Origin of the sequence: Nostoc parmelioides FACHB-3921, assembly GCF_014696625.1 — a bacterium.
GTDB classification, from domain to species: Bacteria; Cyanobacteriota; Cyanobacteriia; order Cyanobacteriales; family Nostocaceae; genus Trichormus; species Trichormus parmelioides.
Window position 1 is genome coordinate 1 of record NZ_JACJQL010000076.1, and the last position, 20,741, is coordinate 20,741.

General features: G+C 39.3%; 25 protein-coding genes. 12 read left to right on the plus strand and 13 right to left on the minus strand.

Annotated features, from left to right (window positions below; all coding sequences use genetic code 11):
• Positions 1–196: 196 nt before the first annotated feature.
• On the plus strand, positions 197–511 hold the full coding sequence (locus H6G14_RS28075; protein WP_049942538.1) for a PPC domain-containing DNA-binding protein: 315 nt from the start codon (positions 197–199) through the stop codon (positions 509–511).
• Here H6G14_RS28075 and H6G14_RS28080 read toward each other — a convergent pair.
• Positions 497–946 (minus strand): 2OG-Fe(II) oxygenase, encoded by a 450-nt coding sequence (locus H6G14_RS28080; RefSeq protein ID WP_199326312.1) that lies wholly within the window; start codon positions 944–946, stop codon positions 497–499. The two genes, H6G14_RS28075 and H6G14_RS28080, sit on opposite strands and share 15 nt — an antisense overlap.
• A gap of 202 nt (positions 947–1,148) precedes the next feature.
• A complete protein-coding gene (locus tag H6G14_RS28085; protein ID WP_190571660.1) occupies positions 1,149–2,012 on the minus strand; it encodes a GNAT family N-acetyltransferase in 864 nt (287 codons plus the stop codon).
• Between the two features lie 577 nt (positions 2,013–2,589).
• Here H6G14_RS28085 and H6G14_RS28090 point away from each other — a divergent pair.
• Entirely contained in the window at positions 2,590–3,669 is a 1,080-nt protein-coding gene (locus tag H6G14_RS28090) for an ATP-dependent 6-phosphofructokinase (protein ID WP_010999884.1), read from the plus strand.
• A gap of 52 nt (positions 3,670–3,721) precedes the next feature.
• Here H6G14_RS28090 and H6G14_RS28095 read toward each other — a convergent pair whose 3' ends face one another.
• On the minus strand, positions 3,722–4,327 hold the full coding sequence (locus H6G14_RS28095; protein ID WP_010999883.1) for a hypothetical protein: 606 nt from the start codon (positions 4,325–4,327) through the stop codon (positions 3,722–3,724).
• A 95-nt stretch (positions 4,328–4,422) separates the two neighbouring features.
• Entirely contained in the window at positions 4,423–4,920 is a 498-nt protein-coding gene (locus H6G14_RS28100) for a thermonuclease family protein (protein ID WP_190571662.1), read from the minus strand.
• A 473-nt stretch (positions 4,921–5,393) separates the two neighbouring features.
• Between H6G14_RS28100 and H6G14_RS28105 the strand changes: the two genes are divergently transcribed.
• Positions 5,394–6,857, plus strand: a complete 1,464-nt coding sequence (locus H6G14_RS28105; protein ID WP_190571664.1) for a phenylacetate--CoA ligase family protein — start codon at positions 5,394–5,396, stop codon at positions 6,855–6,857.
• Positions 6,858–7,272: 415 nt separating this feature from the next.
• On the opposite strand, the gene H6G14_RS28110 is transcribed toward H6G14_RS28105, so the two are convergent.
• A complete protein-coding gene (locus H6G14_RS28110) occupies positions 7,273–8,319 on the minus strand; it encodes an alpha/beta hydrolase family protein (RefSeq protein WP_190571666.1) in 1,047 nt (348 codons plus the stop codon).
• A 61-nt stretch (positions 8,320–8,380) separates the two neighbouring features.
• Positions 8,381–8,470 (minus strand): helix-turn-helix domain-containing protein, encoded by a 90-nt coding sequence (locus H6G14_RS34370; protein WP_190571668.1) that lies wholly within the window; start codon positions 8,468–8,470, stop codon positions 8,381–8,383.
• 140 nt (positions 8,471–8,610) lie between these two features.
• Here H6G14_RS34370 and H6G14_RS28120 point away from each other — a divergent pair, with 140 nt between their 5' ends.
• The 3 genes from H6G14_RS28120 to H6G14_RS28130 all read left to right on the plus strand — a co-directional run bounded on the left by H6G14_RS28120 (position 8,611) and on the right by H6G14_RS28130 (position 11,745).
• Positions 8,611–9,786: a hypothetical protein gene (locus H6G14_RS28120; RefSeq protein ID WP_190571669.1), complete on the plus strand. Its 1,176-nt coding sequence runs from the start codon at positions 8,611–8,613 to the stop codon at positions 9,784–9,786.
• Positions 9,787–10,143: 357 nt separating this feature from the next.
• Positions 10,144–11,010 (plus strand): class I SAM-dependent methyltransferase, encoded by an 867-nt coding sequence (locus H6G14_RS28125; protein WP_190571671.1) that lies wholly within the window; start codon positions 10,144–10,146, stop codon positions 11,008–11,010.
• 30 nt (positions 11,011–11,040) lie between these two features.
• Positions 11,041–11,745, plus strand: coding sequence for a hypothetical protein (locus tag H6G14_RS28130; protein WP_190571673.1), 705 nt, complete (start codon positions 11,041–11,043; stop codon positions 11,743–11,745).
• A 17-nt stretch (positions 11,746–11,762) separates the two neighbouring features.
• Here the strand turns inward: H6G14_RS28130 and H6G14_RS28135 are convergent, their stop codons facing one another.
• The 3 genes from H6G14_RS28135 to H6G14_RS28140 are packed head-to-tail and all read right to left on the minus strand — an operon-like array spanning position 11,763 to position 13,346.
• Entirely contained in the window at positions 11,763–12,113 is a 351-nt protein-coding gene (locus H6G14_RS28135; protein ID WP_242053904.1) for a hypothetical protein, read from the minus strand.
• Entirely contained in the window at positions 12,086–12,412 is a 327-nt protein-coding gene (locus H6G14_RS33785) for a transposase (RefSeq protein WP_242053912.1), read from the minus strand. The genes H6G14_RS28135 and H6G14_RS33785 overlap by 28 nt, the downstream gene beginning before the upstream one ends.
• Positions 12,336–13,346 (minus strand): RNA-guided endonuclease InsQ/TnpB family protein, encoded by a 1,011-nt coding sequence (locus H6G14_RS28140; RefSeq protein ID WP_242053926.1) that lies wholly within the window; start codon positions 13,344–13,346, stop codon positions 12,336–12,338. The genes H6G14_RS33785 and H6G14_RS28140 overlap by 77 nt, the downstream gene beginning before the upstream one ends.
• Positions 13,347–13,380: 34 nt before the next feature.
• On the opposite strand from H6G14_RS28140, the gene H6G14_RS34375 reads away from it, so the two are divergent.
• The 3 genes from H6G14_RS34375 to H6G14_RS28155 are packed head-to-tail and all read left to right on the plus strand — an operon-like array spanning position 13,381 to position 14,112.
• Positions 13,381–13,521, plus strand: a complete 141-nt coding sequence (locus tag H6G14_RS34375) for a ribbon-helix-helix protein, CopG family (protein WP_010999877.1) — start codon at positions 13,381–13,383, stop codon at positions 13,519–13,521.
• A complete protein-coding gene (locus H6G14_RS28150) occupies positions 13,478–13,717 on the plus strand; it encodes a hypothetical protein (RefSeq protein ID WP_168371005.1) in 240 nt (79 codons plus the stop codon). The genes H6G14_RS34375 and H6G14_RS28150 overlap by 44 nt, the downstream gene beginning before the upstream one ends.
• Before the next feature lie 44 nt (positions 13,718–13,761).
• On the plus strand, positions 13,762–14,112 hold the full coding sequence (locus tag H6G14_RS28155; protein ID WP_190571675.1) for a hypothetical protein: 351 nt from the start codon (positions 13,762–13,764) through the stop codon (positions 14,110–14,112).
• A 180-nt stretch (positions 14,113–14,292) separates the two neighbouring features.
• Here H6G14_RS28155 and H6G14_RS28160 read toward each other — a convergent pair whose 3' ends face one another.
• Both H6G14_RS28160 and H6G14_RS28165 read right to left on the minus strand, forming a co-directional pair.
• A complete protein-coding gene (locus tag H6G14_RS28160) occupies positions 14,293–14,814 on the minus strand; it encodes a hypothetical protein (RefSeq protein ID WP_010999875.1) in 522 nt (173 codons plus the stop codon).
• A 359-nt stretch (positions 14,815–15,173) separates the two neighbouring features.
• The gene (locus H6G14_RS28165) at positions 15,174–16,385 is read right to left on the minus strand and encodes an RNA-guided endonuclease InsQ/TnpB family protein (protein WP_190571677.1); all 1,212 of its coding nucleotides are present in this window, start codon (positions 16,383–16,385) and stop codon (positions 15,174–15,176) included.
• Between the two features lie 277 nt (positions 16,386–16,662).
• Between H6G14_RS28165 and H6G14_RS28170 the strand changes: the two genes are divergently transcribed.
• On the plus strand, positions 16,663–17,610 hold the full coding sequence (locus tag H6G14_RS28170) for a 5'-nucleotidase, lipoprotein e(P4) family (protein ID WP_190571679.1): 948 nt from the start codon (positions 16,663–16,665) through the stop codon (positions 17,608–17,610).
• A 183-nt stretch (positions 17,611–17,793) separates the two neighbouring features.
• Here the strand turns inward: H6G14_RS28170 and H6G14_RS28175 are convergent, their stop codons facing one another.
• Positions 17,794–17,955: a ribbon-helix-helix domain-containing protein gene (locus H6G14_RS28175; RefSeq protein WP_190571681.1), complete on the minus strand. Its 162-nt coding sequence runs from the start codon at positions 17,953–17,955 to the stop codon at positions 17,794–17,796.
• A 400-nt stretch (positions 17,956–18,355) separates the two neighbouring features.
• Positions 18,356–19,192, minus strand: a complete 837-nt coding sequence (locus H6G14_RS28180) for a pentapeptide repeat-containing protein (RefSeq protein ID WP_190571682.1) — start codon at positions 19,190–19,192, stop codon at positions 18,356–18,358.
• 62 nt (positions 19,193–19,254) lie between these two features.
• Here H6G14_RS28180 and H6G14_RS28185 point away from each other — a divergent pair, with 62 nt between their 5' ends.
• Positions 19,255–20,199, plus strand: coding sequence for a phosphodiester glycosidase family protein (locus tag H6G14_RS28185; RefSeq protein ID WP_190571684.1), 945 nt, complete (start codon positions 19,255–19,257; stop codon positions 20,197–20,199).
• Between the two features lie 50 nt (positions 20,200–20,249).
• Complete coding sequence (locus H6G14_RS28190; RefSeq protein WP_190571686.1) at positions 20,250–20,711, plus strand: cupin domain-containing protein; 462 nt, start codon at positions 20,250–20,252, stop codon at positions 20,709–20,711.
• Positions 20,712–20,741 lie beyond the last annotated feature (30 nt).

Sequence of the window (20,741 nt, forward strand, 5' to 3'; positions counted from 1 at the left end):
CTACTTATCCTCTATACCACCTACTTAGACAGAACCTTGCCGTTAGATATGCCTGCCTTTATCCCTTGCTTAGTATTCTTGTACTATATTTAGATGCGTTTGCCCTGATTTGAAGCCTACTTTCTCCACCGCCTCAATTACGCCATCTTCTGACATATAGCCCGTTTTTATACTCTCTTGGAGCGAAATACCTGGTTTGGCACGATGTTCTTCCACTCCCAGAATACCTCCTCGCTTTGCTAATCAAGAAAAAAGTACAACCTTTGATGAAAAATCTGAGATTTTAGCTCTCAATGGAACTTTATCGAATGAAGGGATACATCTGCATATTGCTCTAGCAGATCAACAAGGTAAGACTATTGGTGGTCATCTTGTCGATGGATGTATAATCTATACTACTGAGGAAATAATCATTGGTACTACCCAAGATTTTTGCTTTGGAAGAAGGTTTGATGAGCAAACTGGGTATCAAGAATTAGATATTCAATATCTTCCACTAATAGACTCTTGACTGTTGACGATACATCACATCTGAGCGTAAAACATACTTTCGTCCTTGAACAACAGCAACACCTTCATGCACAACGTCATGAACAAAACATAAAGCCATACCTGTAACTGGAACCACAGTAATATTAGGGCATTTTTCATAGTACCGAGGCGAAAGATGAAAACGGGTTTCACCACCTTCAAAACCTTCATTTAAGTAAATCATGAAAGTTAACAGACTTTCTTCCCCATTCGGTCGCCGATAAGAACCGTCATGATGTATCGCAAATCTCTGTCCTGGATCATAACGATAAAAGCGGAAACGCTCATTCAATCCTATTGCTTGCCACCTGCCAATGGTCTTAGGAATATGATCTGACACACGCTGCCATAAGTCAAAAGCCCGTTGGTTATCATCAAGGATAACACGTTCATTATTGCGGATATCGGGACGCATCTGGAACCCTCGAATCGTACTGATCGGAGCTTTTGTATAACCAATACTTTCCGTTAAACTAATATACTCAGCACACTCTTGTGCTAAAAGAATATTGTCTAAAGTAAAAATTTCGTTATTAAGTAAATTTTTCTTGATCATGACTAAAGCAGTTTCCTTCAGCAGCTTAGAAGCGATGACTGATTGGTGAAATAATACTTAGCTAACCAACTTCTAGGCTCGTCACAGCAAATACACGATTTATAAGCAAGTTAGGAATTTCTTTATTATACATCCGAGCGACTTCAGAAACTGGCTTCATGCCGTAACGTTGAACCAGTTTTATTGCTTCTAAATTAGCATCTGGCACATCAAGAAACACCAAAGCATCAGAACGAAAAGCAAGCAAGGCGAGTAAGAGTTGCTCGGCTATTTGTTCATTGTCAGCATTCAACGGCCCAATCCGCAAACCTGTGTGGCTTTGGCGGATGACTCCATAACCTACAATTTGCCCATCTCTAACAACTGCATATGCAGCACTGTTTGGTTGCTTTATCCAAAGTCGTAGAAACTGTTCGCGCTCTGCCGGAAAAAGCTTCTGCTCATAAACCACTAACTGATCAAACGGCACAGTTTTCAATTCTACAATGCCGTCCGGCACAACGCCGCCGCCTACAACCTGATAACGAATATGGCGGTAGGCTATTTGAAAACCTGATTTTTTGTAATTCTCCTGTTGAGCAATTACTCCATCTAAGCTAATGTTACGCTCACTACCAAGGTATGCCATTGCTGTCCTCCACATCTTCATGCCAAAACCTCGACCACGGAACTGCTCTTTGACAATATAAAAGCCAATAACGCCAAAGTGTTGAGAGTAGGCAACCGCAGAAATACTTGCTACAAGTTCATTATTCAATTCACCCACGAAAAAACCGCATTGGTCAGCTTGGTAAAAACATTCAGCGTCATAAATTCCTGGATTCCAGCCTTCAATCGCTGCCCAATCAATTACCACATCTAATTCTGACCTCTTCATTGGTCGAATGCTAAAATTGTCCATTGTCATCAGTGTGATTTGAGTCATAATATTTTTCTACTTTTATTTAAAAAAACTGCCATCTTTTCAGAGATTTATCAAAAATGTGCTGGAAACGCAAGAGCGTAGTTAAGCGCAAAGGAAAAATCATAAAGCAAATAGTTATTTAAAATCATGACTATGATTGAATCAAACAAACTGTATTGAACTACATTGAAGCGTTTAACTAAGGTGATTTAGCAACGCTTAATGATTGTAAAGTCTAACGCGCTAAACCCAACCGCTTAATCAGTATAAAGCTACAGATGCTGTTATTTCACTTTTTACTCACAGGTTAAATTAACTCTACTGGAAACATGAATTTTTGTTTCGGAAGAATATAGTCTACACGAATTATTCTAGACTTTTAAGTAATTAAATAATCAAAACTATACTTTAAGATTAAGCTTATATTCCAAATAATAGCAAAACTTTGCTGTTAATAACTTGATGGTGCTATTTGGGAATAAAATTAAGTAATATAAAAATTTTAGTACCTAAATTCGTAACATTTAATCAGAAATTTTAAATATTAGCTAAATCTAGTAGTTAGTAAAATTATTTTACATTTACAACGTTCAAAAATATGAGTAAAAGTAGGCGAATAGGCATTCTTACTAGTGGCGGGGATTGCTCTGGTTTGAATGCAGTTATCAGAGCTGTTGTTCATTGTGCTAGCGGTAAAGGTTGGGAAGTCTTCGGTATTCGGCAAGCAACTTTAGGATTAATGGCACGTCCACCACAAGTTTCTAAATTAGAAATCGACCAAGTTGATCCTTTATTAACCTCTGGTGGCACAATGTTAGGAACTACCAATAAAGGTGATCCATTTGCTTTTCCCATGCCTGATGGTAGTTTTTGTGATCGTTCATCAGAAATTATTGCTGGTTATCATCAATTAGATTTAGATGCGTTGATTGGCATTGGCGGGGATGGTAGTTTAGCAATTCTGCGTCGCCTTGCACAACAAGGCGCTATCAACTTAGTCGGTATCCCTAAAACTATTGATAATGATATCGGTATTACTGAACACGCCATTGGATTTGATACAGCTGTCAATATTGCCACAGAAGCACTCGATAGATTACATTTCACCGCCGCTTCTCATAGTCGAGTCATGATTTTAGAAGTCATGGGTCGTGATGCCGGACACATCGCCCTCGCTGCGGGAATTGCTGGGGGTGCAGATGTGATTTTAATTCCCGAAATTCTCTACAGCATGGATGACATTTGCTACCACATTAAACACCGTCAAGAAGAAGGCAAAAACTATTGTTTAATTATTGTCTCCGAAGCAGTACGAACTCAAGACGGTGAAATTCTCACCCTAACTAATCGTTTGGGTCAATCACGATATGGTGGAATTGGCGAATATCTAGCCGATCAAATTAGCGATCGCATTGGTGCAGAAACACGAGTCACAGTCTTAGGACATATCCAACGCGGTGGTATAGCTTCACCTCTAGACCGATTAGTCGCATCTGCTTTTGGTGTAGCTGCCGTCAATTTGATTGAGGCAGCTAAATATGATTACATGGTTGCTTGGCAAAATCGCCAAGTGATTACTGTACCAATAGAGGAAGCTATCGCTCAGTACAAAGCCGTTAACCCAGAAGATGCTCTGGTCAAAACTGCTCGTGGTTTAGGTATTTATTTAGGAGAGTGAACTACTTCAGGTGAGCTTGTAGCTTCTGCTAATTCAAGCTAAAAATTCATCATTACTGTTTTTTAGCCGATTCAATCCATCCATACCAAGGATTAGAATTAATCAGTGAAGTTAATTGTTGATTGAGTTCAAAAGTTGTAGCTGCATCTGCCTTAACTGCTACAAGATAGTCTCCAGAACTATATACAGCAAACGTCCACATAGCTCCAGTCTCGTTGTCTTTTGTTACGACAACCCATTGATTATAATTCGGCTTGTGCAAGGGGTAATAAGCAAATGCTATAACTCTAACCCCTTGCAAAAATTCGCTGATACCTGTTTGCCACAAAGACTTTTTGGTCAGTAAAATCGATTGCCGTATGGATGTAGTATCACCAAAAGCGACATTTAGCCCTTGTTGTCTGCTTTCAGCCCATATAGTTGGCAAATAAAAGAAAAACTGTCCATCGAAAACTTCATTAAACTCGATGGCATTCCATGTCCAATCAGGCATCTGGGCATTATGAAACAGCGAATCAAATGTAAATTCTTCAGCCTGAACTTGCAGCAAACTAGCAAATTCAGGGGCAACTCCTTCTATGGCTGACTCAGGTGCTAGACCTGATTCGAGCCATTGTGAAAAAATTGGATGAAATAAATTGTTAATAGCAGTTGTCATATTAGCTTTGTAAAATTTATTTTGTTCTTCACTCGTTATACTCAGCAAGGCATCAGCTCATCGCATATTTCCCTCTGTCATGCCAAATTTTATTGTCATCTCTCACAACCCACACCATCCCTATCCCTATTGAACCCATGCGGATCTGGCTGATTCACCCTAAATCTGCGGTAAGGAATATCACGGCAATCTAAATCTGCTGCATTAGGCGGAATGCAAAAATCTGGATAGGAAGGATCACACTGTTGTTGCGATCGCACCGTTGCAGGCTGAGTCTTCTTCCCTCGCCGAAAATCCCAAGGCATCACAGGCTGGGATTGGTTCCAAAAACCCAACTTCTGTTGTTTAGCATTAGCCTCAGCCTGGAGAAATTGTTCTTTGGTGTTAGTGCATCCTTTAAGATATTGCCGATACACCACAGCTTGTCCTTCTTGCACCATTGTCAGGTTGACAGAGCGGTTGTTGATAAATACCTCAGCCACCAACCTTTTATACTTATCGCGCTCAATTGAGCAAACTTGCACAGACTGACCCACTGGGAGTAGTTGACCAAGATGAGTTTTAGACTGCTGACCCCAGGGAGTTTGTTTCATTTCTGGTGCGTCAATGCAAAGTAGACGAATGGTAATTGGCTACCCTTGTTGATTGCGGACTCGTAGCGTATCTCCATCACCTACGCTTACTACTGTCGTACTGGGCAAGTTGCTTTGGGCTACAGCAGCTATTCCAGAGAGTATGCAGTAGAAATGCTGTAAGAATAGCTGTTTTGTTCATTTATCTGTATATAATTGTCTATCTATTGTATTAATAATAACTTTTATCTATGTATCAGCCTGTGATTTAGATCAGCGCTGAAAACTTAAAATACTCGCCACAATAGATAAAAATCCCACGAATTTATTTTTGAATCTGCATAACTCCGTCCTTAGCTTCTGATATCTCTATAAACATAAAATATATTTGCTTTGTATGCTGACTTTCACTCAAGTTAGACAAGGGCTAGAGGATATAGCTTCGTCAATTACCTGCAAATATGATATTTACTAATTTCTCAGGAGCCTGTATCATGACTCAAAAATTTGTCAAAACTTTTCTGGGGTCAAAAGAAACTGCTAAAGCGATCGCACAACGCACTCAAAGGTCTGTACCTGCATATAAGTCTTTTTTACAAAAAAATAATCTTACAGGGGAACCCCAATTTGAAGATTTGCCTTATTTAGATAAAAATTCATATATACTAGCTTATCCATTTTCCGAGCTATTAGCAGACGACAGTGAAGAAGCTTTTGAAATATTTCGGTCTTCTGGTTCTTCTGGTAATCCTTTTTATTGGCTAGGAATGAAGTCTGTCAGTCAGTCTTATCCTGCGGTCATGAAGACGTTTCTGGAATCTACATTTGCTATTCACCAAAAAAAAACGCTAGCAATCGTTGGTTTGAGCCTTAGCAGTTGGATGGGAGGAGAGCATTTATCTTGGGTGTTAAAAAATGTAGCGCTTAACACACCTTATCCTTTTGTGGTATTTTCGCCAGGGAAACAGTTAGAAGAGATTGTCCAAATGATCTCTCATATGGATTCCTTTGTAGAACAGATTATTGTGTTTATTGTACCATCAGCGATCGCTCATTTTCATCTGCAAGCTAAACAGTTAAATCAATCTTTACCTTGGCAAAAAATCAAGTATGTAGTTACGGGTGAACCGTTTCCTGAAAGCTTGCGAACTTCTCTCCAAAATAACGCCGAAGTAGAAGAAGCAACACCATTCATGTTTTCTATTTACGGTAGTTGTGATACAGGTAGTCTAGGGGTAGAATCTCTGGCAACAGTGACCCTGAGAAAATTACTTTATCGCCACCCCAACCTGGCTAATTCTTTGGGTATGAAAACACCAGTTCCGCACTTTTTTCATTTTATAGATAGAAACGCTTTTATAGAGACTGTAGATGGAAATCTTTGTATAACTCGTTGGCAAGGTATCCCATTAGTACGTTATATCCTCTTTGATCAAGTTGCTTTATATAGTTGGAAAGAATTAAAACAAGCTGTTCTTTCTTCTCAATTGCTGAACCTTCAAGATGAATCTCTAGTTAATATTCTGGCAAATACCAACGATGAATATCCCGATTTGATAGCTGTTACTGGTCGCTCTGACAAATGTTTGATTATTCAAGGGACTAATTTTACAGAATATATGCTGGATGCAGCAGTCAAATCTCCAGAACTTGGTCGTTACTTAACAGGTATGTACCATGCTCAGATTAGTCACAAAGAAGATAAACACTTTTTACAATTCGATTTAGAAACTCATCAAGATGTTAACGTCGATGAGACAACAAATATTTCTATTTATTATCATCTGGTGCAGATACTAGGACAAGTCCAGCCAGAATTTTTAGAGGATTGGAAAAGTGTTTATAGCCATTGGGATAACGATCCTCAAAATCGGATTTTGCAACTGAATTTTATTTCTTATCCAGGCATATCTCATCTGATGGAAAAGAATATCAAATATAGAAGTATTACTAATTGATGCTCTTAACAAGCACATTTTACAACCCTTATGCAGTAAAGCTTTAGTAAATATCGGTAAAATGTGCTTGTTTCATCTTTTGCAGGAGCGTGCGATCGCCTCCGTGTGAGGCTCACATCTTGTACCAAGAAAAATTGAAGCAAATTTATTACTCAGTAAAAAAGCGAAAACTTAGATTTAGCGATAAAAGCCTATAAGAGTAAGGTATTTTTATCGCGCATCTTTTTACTTTATCTGGGTTTATATGTAGAGATGCAAGATTTGGCACTCCCCGAATTTCTAATTCGGGGATTTTTGCTTCACGGGGATTCCAATGAATTTACCCACCCTGCGGGAACGCTACGCGAACACCAAGCATCGTAAATCCGCATCGATAGTAATCGCTCTTTTCGTAAAATTTTTGCTAATCAGGATTTTACTGTTGCTTCTTCCAACTTTTCGCCCACGGAAAAATAGTGAATGCAACTATACTCAGTAAACCCAAAACTGGATTTGTTTCTGGTACAGTTTGTGTTTGAATGGTTACAGTAACATTTTGATCAAGTGCATCACCTGAACTATTGATATATTCCAAAGCATCCTGATCATTAAGTGCATAACCTCGCAAGAAAAGCGCACTCCAACGGGCTACAATTTCAATTGACTCATCCTGAGATAAAGTTGGATTATTTGAATCTAATCTAGCACCAACAGGATTATTAACATTGGTAATACCGTAATGGTTAACCCCATTAATAGTAATTAGTGCTTTAGGAGGCTCTTGAACTAAATTGTAGCTTTCTTGCGCTAGTCCTATAGGTATTAATCCATCTAAATTTCCATGTAATAAAGCTATAGGAATCCCTTGATTTTTAATGGGAATAAATTGACCTGTTCCTACATTTATACTTGTGCCAAAAAATGCTGCTGCTCGTAATTGTTGAGGAAGTTGAAATTGTCCTTCACATACTGGGTAAATACAGGAATTATCTATCGCAGTCAGACCAACTGAACCGCCAAAAGAATGACCCAGTAATACTAAATTATTTGTATCAATAGTACCTGTGAGCGGTGAATTGGGATTTGAGTTCTCCGCTACCATAAAATTTAAAACATCATTAATTTGTGATGCCTCTGGTAACAGTCCAGTAAATCCAAAAGCTGGGAGGGTACGAATTCTTCTCGGAACAACTACTGTAAAGCCATAACTCGCTACAATGCTAGCATATTGAGAATATTGTAATGTCTCAACACGAGAGCCAGGTAAAAACAAGGCAATAGGATGCTTTTGCTGGTTATTAGCAGAATTAGCAACATTAGGAAAGTATATGTCTGCTGAATCTCCATTCGTTGTAACAGTGGTTTGATAACTATTTACTGTCGGAAATAAAGGAGATGGACTAAAACCACTTGCCCATGCTGCTTTTCCATTTGCTAGATATAATAATGTACTTCCTGCTAGTAGTAAGAAATATTTATTCATAAGTAAAAAAATATCTTAAAATCTTAGTAATATTACTTAAATAATTCACTCTAGTCAAGTATTAGCAATGCAAAATTATTAATTTAGTTTTACTCAATAGCAGTTGTTGGGCATCAGTCGGATATATTCGGTAACGATAACGTGCTTTCATAGTCCAAGCATCAGACAAATATGACTGCAACTACTGAAATATGTATTTTGTTTCCAAATCTGTAACTCAATCCTGATTCGTAGTATTCATTGGCTAACTTGAGATTGCAAGATTTACTGATATTTTTCAATCAATATTCTATGCTGCAACACTTTTCCCAGCAAGCCTTAGTCAAATCAACTATTATCGGATGTCTGCTTTTTTCTAGTTCCCTAATTGCCTTACAATCTACCGTTGCTAATCCGCAAGTTTTGACTACACCACAAGCAAAGACGATCACTCAACAACTGCTTCAAGATGTGCTTACCAAAGAGAAACTTGATAATACTGCAAAAGTCGTTCAAGTTGCTCGAATTGCTAAGGGCGATATCTGGATGTACAATCCTGTACCTTACTGGAAAATTGCGATCGCCGATCAACTTCAAAATTTGGTTTATTTCACCACTGATAATGGTAACTTTAGAGTCTTGATGCAAAGGAACGGACAAAACATCCATTCTCTGGGAAAACCTGCCGAAGAAATTCCCCCAACGGCAATGATAACAGTAGCGATTCGCCTGGCGAAAGAATGGGGCTATCCTGGACAACCAGCATTAACTAATATTTCATCTGCAAAGACAACTTGGGCAAGCGGTTGTGAAAATATTTCTGCCCCTGCTGCTTGCGATCCCATTCTTCGCCAAGGCTGGAAAATTACCATTCCCTACCAACGCCAACGCTGGGTGTTTCAAGGTGAAACAGCCGACGATTTACAATTAATTGCACGTAGTAATCCTGTGATGGAACGCGGCTTACCGATTCCGGTGGGTAACGAAATCAAGCGCATCGCCAGCTATCACTTGCAAATTTTACCCTCAGTTGTTCTGATTACTAAAATTGAGCCTCAAACCTTTACTGATAGCTGTCTAGGATTGGGGAATTTAGCTGAATCCTGCGCTCAACAAAGAATTCGGGGCTATCGGGTAATGGTGGCGGGAAAGTCTCCAGCACAGCAAATATATCGGATTAGCAATGATAAAGTTAATATTCGCACCGAAGCGATCGCCGGACTTCCCAACCGCACTGATGAGCTACCAACGGAGATCGCTCGCACAGTATTCAACGCCGCCAAATCAGACTTGAAAAAACCCATTGCCAATCTTAGCATTTCCCAAGTTGCACCAAGATTCTATTGTTTCCGCAGTCCCACTGCTGCACCCAATGAACCTTGCATACCAACGCAGCGCCTTGACGGTTGGAATGTCACGGTGACAAATTTTCAGAAATCACTGAATTACACTGTGAATCTCACTGGAAAGATTCTTAGCAAGGTATAAGTAGCTCGGCGTAAATAATTATTGTTGGAATCAGGCAGGAAGCAGGGGGAGAAAGACTTTGAGCCTTATTTACTTTTATTCATATAGTTTGGTTTTATTGCACCGACTTACTTACAAACTATTTTCTCTTATCTTACAGACCCCTAATTTTTAACACCTCACAAAATCGCGTTGCTCCCCTCTATCAATCCCTTTGCCAAAAGCCCACCTTCTGTTGTTTGGCATTAGCATCAGCGTGGAAGAATTGTTCTTTAGTGCGATCAGCTACACTCTTGCATTTATAACACTAGACTGCTAACAAACAACAGTGAGACAATCGAAATGCTAATGCAAAGATAATTGCTAAAATCTCTGGTAATGAGTGAACTACCCCAAATTCAAGACGAGGTTTGCCGCACAGCTTTGGTCATGGCAACTAAACGTGCAATAGAAGATGACAGACCAGACCACCTGTTTGATGACCCATTTGCCGCACTGTTAGCTGGAGATACAGGTAAAGCTTGGAGAGAGAAATGGGAACAACAAGACAGTGATAATCCTCTGGGTACTACACTTCGCATTCAGTTCGTTGCAGTTCGTACCCGTTTCTTTGATGACTTCATCTTGTCTGTGTTGCCCGAAGCTAAACAGTTAGTCTTTCTAGGAGCCGGGTTAGACACAAGAGCATTTCGTCTCTCCTTCCCACCAAAGACTCGTCTGTACGAATTAGATTTACCAGAATTAATCCAGTACAGAGAAGCAATCCTACAAGATCAACCTGCCAAGTGCCATCGTCAGGCGATCGCTGCTGACCTTACCCAACCTTGGTCACATTTGCTTTTAGAACAAGGCTTTGATATTAACATACCCACACTTTGGCTAATGGAGGGGCTGTTGATGTATTTAGACGAAGCCCAAGTCAACCAATTGCTCAAAACAATTGGCCAGTTGAGTGCAGAAGGTAGTTTCTTGGGAGCGGATCTAGTCAGTGTCAAGTCGTGGCAAGTTGGAGCAAAACACCCCAACGGAATGATCAGCAAGCACTGGCGTTTCGGCACAGATGAACCAGAACAGTTGTTTGCTGCCCACGGTTGGAGTGCTTCAGTGATTCAACCAGGAGATATTAGAGCAAATTACGGGCGATATGCAGTACAGTTGGCTCCACGAGAAATTAAAGGTATGCGACGTTCTTTTTTGGTGGCAGCAAGAAAGGAGGAAACGTGTTCAACTAATTCTATAGCTTAAATATCATAATAATTTTAAGGATGTATAAAAATGATTGCAGATGCTATTGCTTTAATTGAGTTTATTTCCAATCAATTTTCCAAAAATCAAGATAAGAAAGACAAATTATTAGAAAAATTTGTTGAACCAGCTTATTCTCAACTAAAGTTTATTCACGAAGATTATATGAGAGCTTGTCGTAAGTATTGGGAATCAATTAGATATGACCAGCCTCTCGATATCATGAAAGTTGTTAATGAAATGGATATAGATATAAGGTTTGCACCACATGAGTCACGCATGGAGTTACTATCATCAATACAATTGAATGACCCTCAACTTCAAGCTTTTATTAACAGTATTCGTAATTACTTAATGGGACAGACTCATGCTGCTCGCACACGTATGCAATATGACTTACCACCTAATAGGCGAGTAGGTATGAGAACAAGCTTATTAGAGAAACTTAATCAGCTTTCTAATATTAGATTTCCAATTCCTCAAGAAGATATTGCTCGTTTGAAAAGAGGAAAAATTTATCTTCGTATGGTAGGCTACACGATGGAGTTAGAGCCAGATAATCCCTTGCGTAATATTAGCGATGATCCCGAAGAAGCAATGAAAAGCTTTGATGAATATCTTCGTTATTTATCACTTGCTTATGTAGATTGTTTTATCGCTATTTTACAAAGAGATTATGCTAGAGTCAACGCTAGTTATTGGGAGCTAAAACGGAAACTGCAAGGCTTTTCTTAGGTAAGTAAAATATGAAACTAATCGCTATCTTTAATCTCTAACTGATAAATCCGCATTGAAGGGTGTTCGTCCATCATCCGCCAGTAAAGCCCTTCTGGCAATGGCGATACCCTACCACCACAGCGATACAGAAAAACTGGCTCACCCCGGCGCATTGCTTTCTTCATTACCTGCTCTAAACCGGAGTCTAAGCGATCGCCGTTACACCAAATAATATGCGACTTGCCAGAATACTCAGCATTGAGCAAACTTGCAAACAACCATTCCATTATTGATTGAATCTGCTGCTGTTCAAGTCCACTACTGGCTTGCCCATAGCTTTCAGTGACAACTCTCACCGCTAACTGCAAGCAGTATAGCGGGAGCATCTCAAATTCACATAAGAGACTTGCTGCTTCACAGGCTGACTAACGCCTAAGCCTCCACAGCCAGGAATCGGTAGTCCAACCGACCCATAATTTAGCAGATTAATTGCGCTGTTCCAGTCTCGGTCAATAACCAGTCCACAAGAACAGTTATGAACACGAACCGCCAAAGTTTTCTCAACTCTCTGTCCACAACCAGAACAATTAATACTTGTGCCTCTAGGGTCAACGCCTCGCGTATGCTTGCCGCGTCTTACCGAAGAAAGCTTGCATGATTTGGAGGAATGCACCCCAAGCAACATCTAGTATCGACTTTGCTAGTCGTGTTCTAGCTAGTCCTCTAATATTCAGGTTTTCAAAAACGATTAAGTCATAAGATTTAACCAACCAGTGAGCGACTTGATAATGAAACTCTTTCCTTTGTCTGGCAACGTGTAAGTGAATCCTGGCAACCCTGCTAGCTTGTTTTTGATAGTTCTTAGACCCATGAATTTTACGTGCAAGTTTGCGCTGCTGACGCGCTAATTTAGATTGTGTCTTACGGTAATACTGCGGTACTTCAATACTTTGTCCATCAGCAGTAGTTAAAAACTTTTCTAACCCAACGTCTATGCCAGTAGCAGTTTTAATCTCGTCAATCGGCAGCAATTCAGGTACAGTTTTATCCTCAAGAGAAAAACTGACATACCATCCATCAGATTTGCTTAAAATCGTTGCTTGCTTAATCTCAGAACCATTTGGTATCGGACGGTGCAAGATGACCTCGATTTCACCAATCTTGGATAATTTGAGAATATTACCTGTTAGATGTGCGCCTGCTTTTGGTGAATTAACACGCGGGAAGGTAAAAGAAGAGATATCGCCACGCTTTTTAAATCGTGGTTTCCCTCCTCTGTTACCTTTTTTGTCAGGTATTAACCACCGCTTCCATGCCTTGTCCAACCTCATCAGGTTTTGTTGTTGGCAGTCGGCATAGATGTTTTTGTAGTCGGGGAATAAGTCTTTAGTTTGTTGGAGGTCTGATGCTTGTGTATAGTAATCAGGTTTATCCGGTATCCCACCAATTGGCTCAGAAACCAAGCTACATCGGTCAAGGAGCGACCTTGTACACCTTAGCCAATCCAACCTTTCCCCTAGTGCATAGTTCCAATGACGACGCAGCAACTCGCCCCAAGTCTCAAGAATGACAACTTGTTCAGAAGTGGGGTTGAGTTTGAACTGATAAGTTAGTAGCATATAACTATTGTACAGCATTATTCTGTACTTGTGTATGACTACTCGTATCGATATCAGGCTTCCAGAGCAAGAATTGGAAGTATTAAAAGCCTACTGCAAAGAACAAGATAGAACTCAAACTGAGGTAATCCGTGAATTCATTCGTAGTCTTAGAAAGAAAATCAAAAACCAATGATTTGGCAATTATGTGGGCATCGAACCCACATAATTACCCTCCTATCCCCCATCACCGCCAATCGGAGTACCGATGTGGCGGGAGTACCCCGGAGGTTTTGATGGCGATCGCTGATATAACTATTCTTAGGATTCCCAGTAGATTAAATACAATTATCTGTACCTTGTTTGCCTTATTTAAAATTTATGGCTTGTAAGTTCAAGTTTTTCACAGACAGAAGTTAGCTGTATCATCGATAATATGCCTAAAACATCTGATTGCCATCGCTGCTTAATGTATTCTCATGACCCTCACCTAGTCTGTGCAGTTCATCCATCGGGGGTAGAGGGGAACATCTGCATCGATTTTAGACCCAACACCAACACTCAAGCAGAAGAACTTTGGCAACCAGAAGGAGCAACATATTACAATGGCGAGTTGATTCTACAACCTCCCCAAAGATGGACACCCCAACAGCAGTTTGAGTTACTGGATTGGCATCCGATGTTCACAGGCTTTTGTCCCCAATGCGGTGCTAAATATGAGCGTGATTACACAGCACGGGTACATTGGGATTGTAACATCTGCGGTTGGATGGATGATACTGTATAGAAAATGTCTCAAAATTTTGTTTAATGCTCCAATCAAACCCGCAGAAATTTCTCATTAACAATTTTTCTTAGTGCCATTCCAGTCTGAGCGATCGCTGCGTTTGCCCATCACAAAACACTTAATATCAGTGATGCTTCTCGTTTGATGGAGCGGTTTCAACAATTAATTATCTATTTACATCTATTCTGAAACTCTTAATTTTAATGTCACTTCCCCTGCACCTTTTTCTCTCCATAGCTCACGTTTATTCTGATCCATTGCTGTTAACTCTGCTTGGATTTTAGATTGAGAATTAATCCAAACTGTGGCATTATATATTCTATTTTCAAGCTGTGCGCTGTAGGTGATTTTATTTTTCTCTGATATTTTGTTGACTGGAACAGAAACAGCTAAATCCGCTTGCTTTTTGTTAGCGATATTACTATCAAAAACATTCATTAATAATTGCTCTGAATTATTTCTTGGACGATGAACTCGCACAGACTTCCTATTGTTGGTATGAAAAAGTAGGACTGTATCATTATCGCAATTTGTTGGTTTGTTATTCGTTTGAGCTAACAATCCTGATATTTGCAACTCTCTTTGAATATGCTCATTTGTTGATAAATGAGGCTCGAACTTAAATTGACCTTTCGCTGATGCAGAAATTGATAATATTCCTGAAAAAACAAGAAGAGATAATACGGTTCTTTGAATTAACATAGTTTCTAACTAATTAGACTTTTTATCCTGTGTACAACAGTAGTTGCAAGCGTATACTTACAACAAAAAGCGCTTAAATTGATATTACCAAGGGCAGTAAATTTACGATAGTGACTAAAGTTGAAAAAAAGATAAAATTTTGGCTAGATAATTGCTGTATGGTTATTTTCCTGCATAATTGTGTGGATATTAGAAACCCAAGTTGGTAGATACATATCGACTGGTACTCCCTCATCATCCTCCAGTAGAACCCTTGAGATAATGGCGATCGCCTATGGCGGAAGGTTATGCCATCACAAATGCAACTATTCTTCGGATTCCCAGTTGGTAAGGAGCAATAAACTTTGACACTCTCCGCCCTATAAGTGCGGAGATTCTTCATTCATAGACCCAACTTGCTCACACAAGATTTCTCCAGCATGAGTAGAGGTCGAATCTCCTGAAGCGTTCGGATCATAGATCCAGGTTCCTACGTGACCCGTAATACCCAAGGCTAGTTTCAGAATGTTAATCGCTGCGTTCCAATCTCTATCCATCACAAATCCGCATTCACAAACATGAGTTCTTGTGGATAGAGATTTTTTGACTACTGCGCCACAATTAGAGCATTGGCTTGTTGTGTACGCAGGATTAACAGCTACAGTTATCCGGCCAAATTTCACACCGAAATACTCCAACCATTTTCTGAATTGATACCAACCAGCATCATTAATAGATTTAGCGAGACAGTGATTCTTAACTAAGTTTTTAACCCTCAAATCTTCATAGGCGACCAAATCGTGAGATTGGATTACGCAACGCGCTACTCTCTTAGCGTGTTCTTCACGTTGCCTACTTATTTTGAGGTGTACTCGCCCTAATTTATTAATGGCTTTTTTGCGATTGGTAGAGCCTTTCTTATGCCTTGAAACGCGCCTTTGTCTAAACTTTAGACGCTTCTCTCCTGTGCGATAAAACTTAGGGTTAGGTTCTGTATGTCCGTTGCTATCGGTGTAGAACTCTTTTAAACCAACATCTAAACCAATGGTTTTACCAGTCGGTTGTGTTTCTACTTTGTTATCTGCGCTAATCAGGAATTGAACATAATACCCATCGGCGCGACGGACTAACCTAACTCGTTTTATCTGCTCCAATTGGTAGAAGTTTAAATTCCACGTTCCCTTGAGATTGAGTTTGCCAATACCTTTTTTGTCAGTAAAAGTGATTTGCTTTCTAGTTTCAGAAAGTGACCATCCAGAGGTTTTATATTCAACTGAACGGTTGTTTTTCTTAAACTGTGGATAACCTTTCTTACCTGGAACAGACTTTTTACAGTTGTCGTAAAAACGAGCAATAGAACTATAAGCCCGTTCGATAGAAGCTTGGCAAGCACTAGAGTTCAAAGCCTTGACAAAAGAAAACTCATGTCTGAGAACCTTGCTAAGACGATATAAGTCTTTCTGCCCTACACCTCGGTTATCCATCCAAAAACGAATAGCTTTGTTGCGAACGAATTGACAGGTTCTAATCGCCTCATCAATGGCTACATATTGAGTTGTTTTCCCTTTAGCTTTAAACTCTAAAACAATCATTTTACGTGGAAAACTCCTACGCAAATATTATACCATAATCAAAGCCGTCCTTGAAGGACGGGGCTTTAGACCCAGTTTCTTGGTAAGCTGCGATCAGCTACGCTGGGCGTTTACGCCATCGCTCGGCGAGATGTAGGCGATCGCCAGGACGTTGACGGAACGGAATCGCCTAGATAATTGAATTGAGTGACATTTCTGCTCAGTGTGCTACAAATGTACAGATAAATTTGCTAACAGCAAATAAGCTGTCAACATAGGTCAAGGATTACACAATAAAATGTATCATCCATATTTGAAGCTGATTGCACTTCCTACATTACTCACTTCAAGCCTACTTCTTGTAGGGCTTAAGCAAGATACCGCAGAGATAACTAATGCACAATTAAATGAACAGTCCGTACTGGCTATTAACTGGGTACAGCAGTCGGGAGAATATCAAGCCCTGACTTACCAAGCATTTAACATCGCCAAAATTGTCTTTGACCAAGCCAAAGCCAAAAGGGTAAAGCAACCAGCCGTTATTGTTGATATTGATGAGACAGTTCTTGACAATAGTGCTTACCAAGGTGGTCTAATTGGTACTAATAGCGGTTTTGAATCATCAACCTGGAATAAATGGGTGGCAGCAGCCAAAGCTAAGGCTGTCCCTGGTGCAGTTAAGTTTGTAAATTACGTTAATAACAATGGTGGTACAGTCTTTTTTATCTCTAACCGGGATAGAAGCAGCCAAAAAGGTAGCCCAAATAATGATTTAGAGATAGCAACAATCAATAATTTGAAATCAGTCGGGTTCAAAGGTGTCAATCCTAAAACCGTATTACTCAAAGGAGAGTTCACTAAAATTATTGATGGCAAAGAAAACACTTCAAAGCAATGGCGACGAGAAGCTATAGAAAATGGTAAGGCTGACGGCAAAAAATATACTGTAATTGCTTTAATAGGCGACAATCTCAATGATTTTGATGAGAAGGTTGGTGTCACTAATCAAGAACGGCGTAAATCTGTAGAAAAATACTCAAACTATTATGGAATATTTGACTCTGTTCCTAATAATAAAACTATAGAGCCTGCTTATATTGCATTGCCCAATCCCATGTATGGTAACTGGGAAACTGGAATGTATAATCCTCAAGCCTTCAAAAAGCAAAGCCCTTTTGAACTGAGTCCATCCGAAAAAGAACAACAGCGTAAGGATTCGTTAGTTCGCTGGCTATCTGGTAAATAATACATATATTTTAGGTTATAAAGGAAATCAATTTACCATCTTCACTTTTGTATTGTTTGATTTGCCCAGTAATTATGGAGTCATTTTGAGAGTCAGAATAACTTTTAGCAGGCTCAGTTGGTGATGATTTAGATGTTAGCTTTGCTGATGTCTCAGCCTGTAATTTGGATCAGGTTTAAGGTTTTAATTTGTGTTTGATATTTCTTCAACAGTCAAAGAACGAATTAACTCTCGAATCACATCTGTTGCTGGTCGTCCTGTTGTTGAGCAATGTTTTTCTAATCTCTCTACTTCACTTGAAGTGAGATTAATCGTCAGCCGTTTAACAGCCCATTTATTATTCATGGATAGCAAACTATATTGATGAATTACTCCTTCAATATCAATCATCTAAACTGTTACTACCAGGATATATCTAACCAAATTAGCATTAAGAAGCTATCAAGAAAATACTTTTATCTTTAAACTTGTAATGAAGCGCTTAAATAGATTCAAAAGTGTGAAGTTTAGATGCTTTAAAGGCAAAAACTGTGAATAGAATATAAGCCTAGAATCTTTCTATGAAGAAGCATTTAGTAGAATTACTTCACGAAATTGGCTATCATTATCTTGTAGCAAGCTGTGATAAAGCAAACATTGAATCGCACAAAGTCGCCCAAAGAATTGGAATGAATGAAAAAAGTAGACAAAAAATCGTTAATAACAAGCATTTATTATTTTATATCGATAAAATAATCTATGTTTCTTAAGAGTTAATCTTATGTATATTCGCAGCAGTAAAATCAACTTTCTTATGATCCATATCTGAGTCAAATCTAGCATTTTCTAAATTTGCACCCCTGAAATTAGTAATACCATTAGCGGTGATTTCTTGAATGGCCAATTTTAATGATCGCATGGTTACAGTCAGTAAAATCACAGTTAAAATTCCCCAAATGCTACCGATTAGATAATTTTGGGTACTCAAGTAGGCGAAGGCGACGCTACTAATTAAAAAAGCTAAACCGTAATTACAAACAAACCCCGCGACTGCGACAATTACTCGCATCAAATCATTCTTAGATACAAAACATAAAATTGCTACTACTATGGATGATATAATTGCAGATATTGCAGCAAATTGAGGGTTTTTATTTTGCAGCACACCACCATAATAACAACCAATTAATGCTGCTGAAGATACACCTGATATAGTTGTAATCAAATTTTCTAAGCTTGATTCTTGAGTAAAAACCCTCCTAAAACTTGCACCTAATCCAGAAATTGCCAAGCTGACAACTAGAGCTTTAGTATATGACCATGCCGGTATTTCTGGAGTGTTTCCTATTACGCCAAACGCCATTTCGCTAACTGCTACAAAAGTTAAGCATAAAACAATGAATGCAGTGATTCGCAAACTCATAAATATTCTAGATGACTGACCAAATTTTGCTTTCACAAAATTAGCTCTTTGTAATTGTGCATGAGAAAAATCACATCCACGCACATCAGCACCACTAAAATTTGCATCATGAAGTTGCATTGCTTTAAATGAGCGATTTTGCAAATTTTGGTGACAAAAATTGAAATTATCACGATCCATATTTCAGCTTAGAGTAACATTAAATTAATTTCCAAATTACCAATAAATTAGCAAATTTGGCAATGAAATGGCGATATAGTCCCAAAACATCTAACTATTGCTTTATTGTCGGTGGTTTTTTCTTGTTTTTACCAATATTAATGTATGGTTGGGGTCATTTTCGTCGTCCACCTCGTAGTGAAAACCAACAAGAATTATTTCGGGGGATTGTTTATCAGCGTTTGATCGAGTCAAAGCCACGTCCTTTAATCATTCATATCGTAACGATTGATTTAAATACACCTGGAATTAAACCATTTGTCACTCCAGCTATTGAGAATTTATCAAAAAATATCAGAGTTGCAAAACAAGCCATTATCGACAATGAAACCAAAGCGAGAACAACATCTGAATTTGTCGCAGAATTTCAAGTTAAACTTGCCATCAACGGAAGCTATTTTTATCCTTTTAAGGAGGTGACACCGTGGCATTATTATCCTCACAGTGGAGATAAGACAAAGGTATTAGGACAAACTATTTCTAATAGTAAAATATATGCTGGTAAAAAATCAAGTTGGTATGTTTTATGCTTTGATAACAACAACCAAGCCCAAATTCCCGGCGGTGAAGAATGTCCAAAAAATACTATTCAAGGACTAGCAGGAGATGACGTATTAGTTTTTCAAGGAAAACCCAAAATAAATATTTATGCAAATTCCTCAACCGACAAACCATATTCGAGAGTAGTTGCAGCTATCGACAAAACAGGTAAGAAATTGTGGTTAGTTTTAGTAGATGGTAAACAACCACTATATAGCGAAGGATTTACTAAAAGAGAATTAACTCAATTTATGGCAAAATTGGGTGTTTATAATGCCATAAATCTCGATGGAGGAGGTTCTACTACATTGGTAGTAGCAAATCCAGACAAAGAGGGGAAGCCAAAAATTTTAAATGCTCCTACCCATACTAAAATACCAATGCGCGATCGCCCAGTTGCTAATCATCTGGGATTTTATGCGGATTAATCTTTCACAGCAGTAGATATGATAGCTTTGCGTTTAGAAAAGGTGTCAACATGACTGTTATCACTCCCGAACGTCTTATCATAGAGGAAAACCCTTCTCACGCCGCGCACGAGCCAAATCGCACGCTCTGGATCAGCGAAGCAGGAGGGCTTACCCAGTTCGGTGCGTTCATCGAAATCCTGCAACCTGGCTCTCGTTCATCACTCAAGCATTGGCATAGTGCTGAGGATGAAATGGTCTATGTCCTCGAAGGCGAAATCACGCTCATTGAAGGAGACGCAGAGACTATACTACGTCCTGGCGATGCCGCAACTTTTCAAGCAGGAGTGCCAGTAGGTCACTTCCTTGAGAATCGCAGCGCCAAGGCAACGCGATGCCTAGTAGTCGGCAACCGAGCGGCAGTAGACACAATCACGTATCCTGACCTCGATCTGGTGTGTCACCGAGATCGATCACTGCCAGACGACATCTGGACTAACAGTGTGGGAGAAACTGCTCCAAGTCCCTACTAGCAGTGACATCAGGGCGGCCGCATCATATGA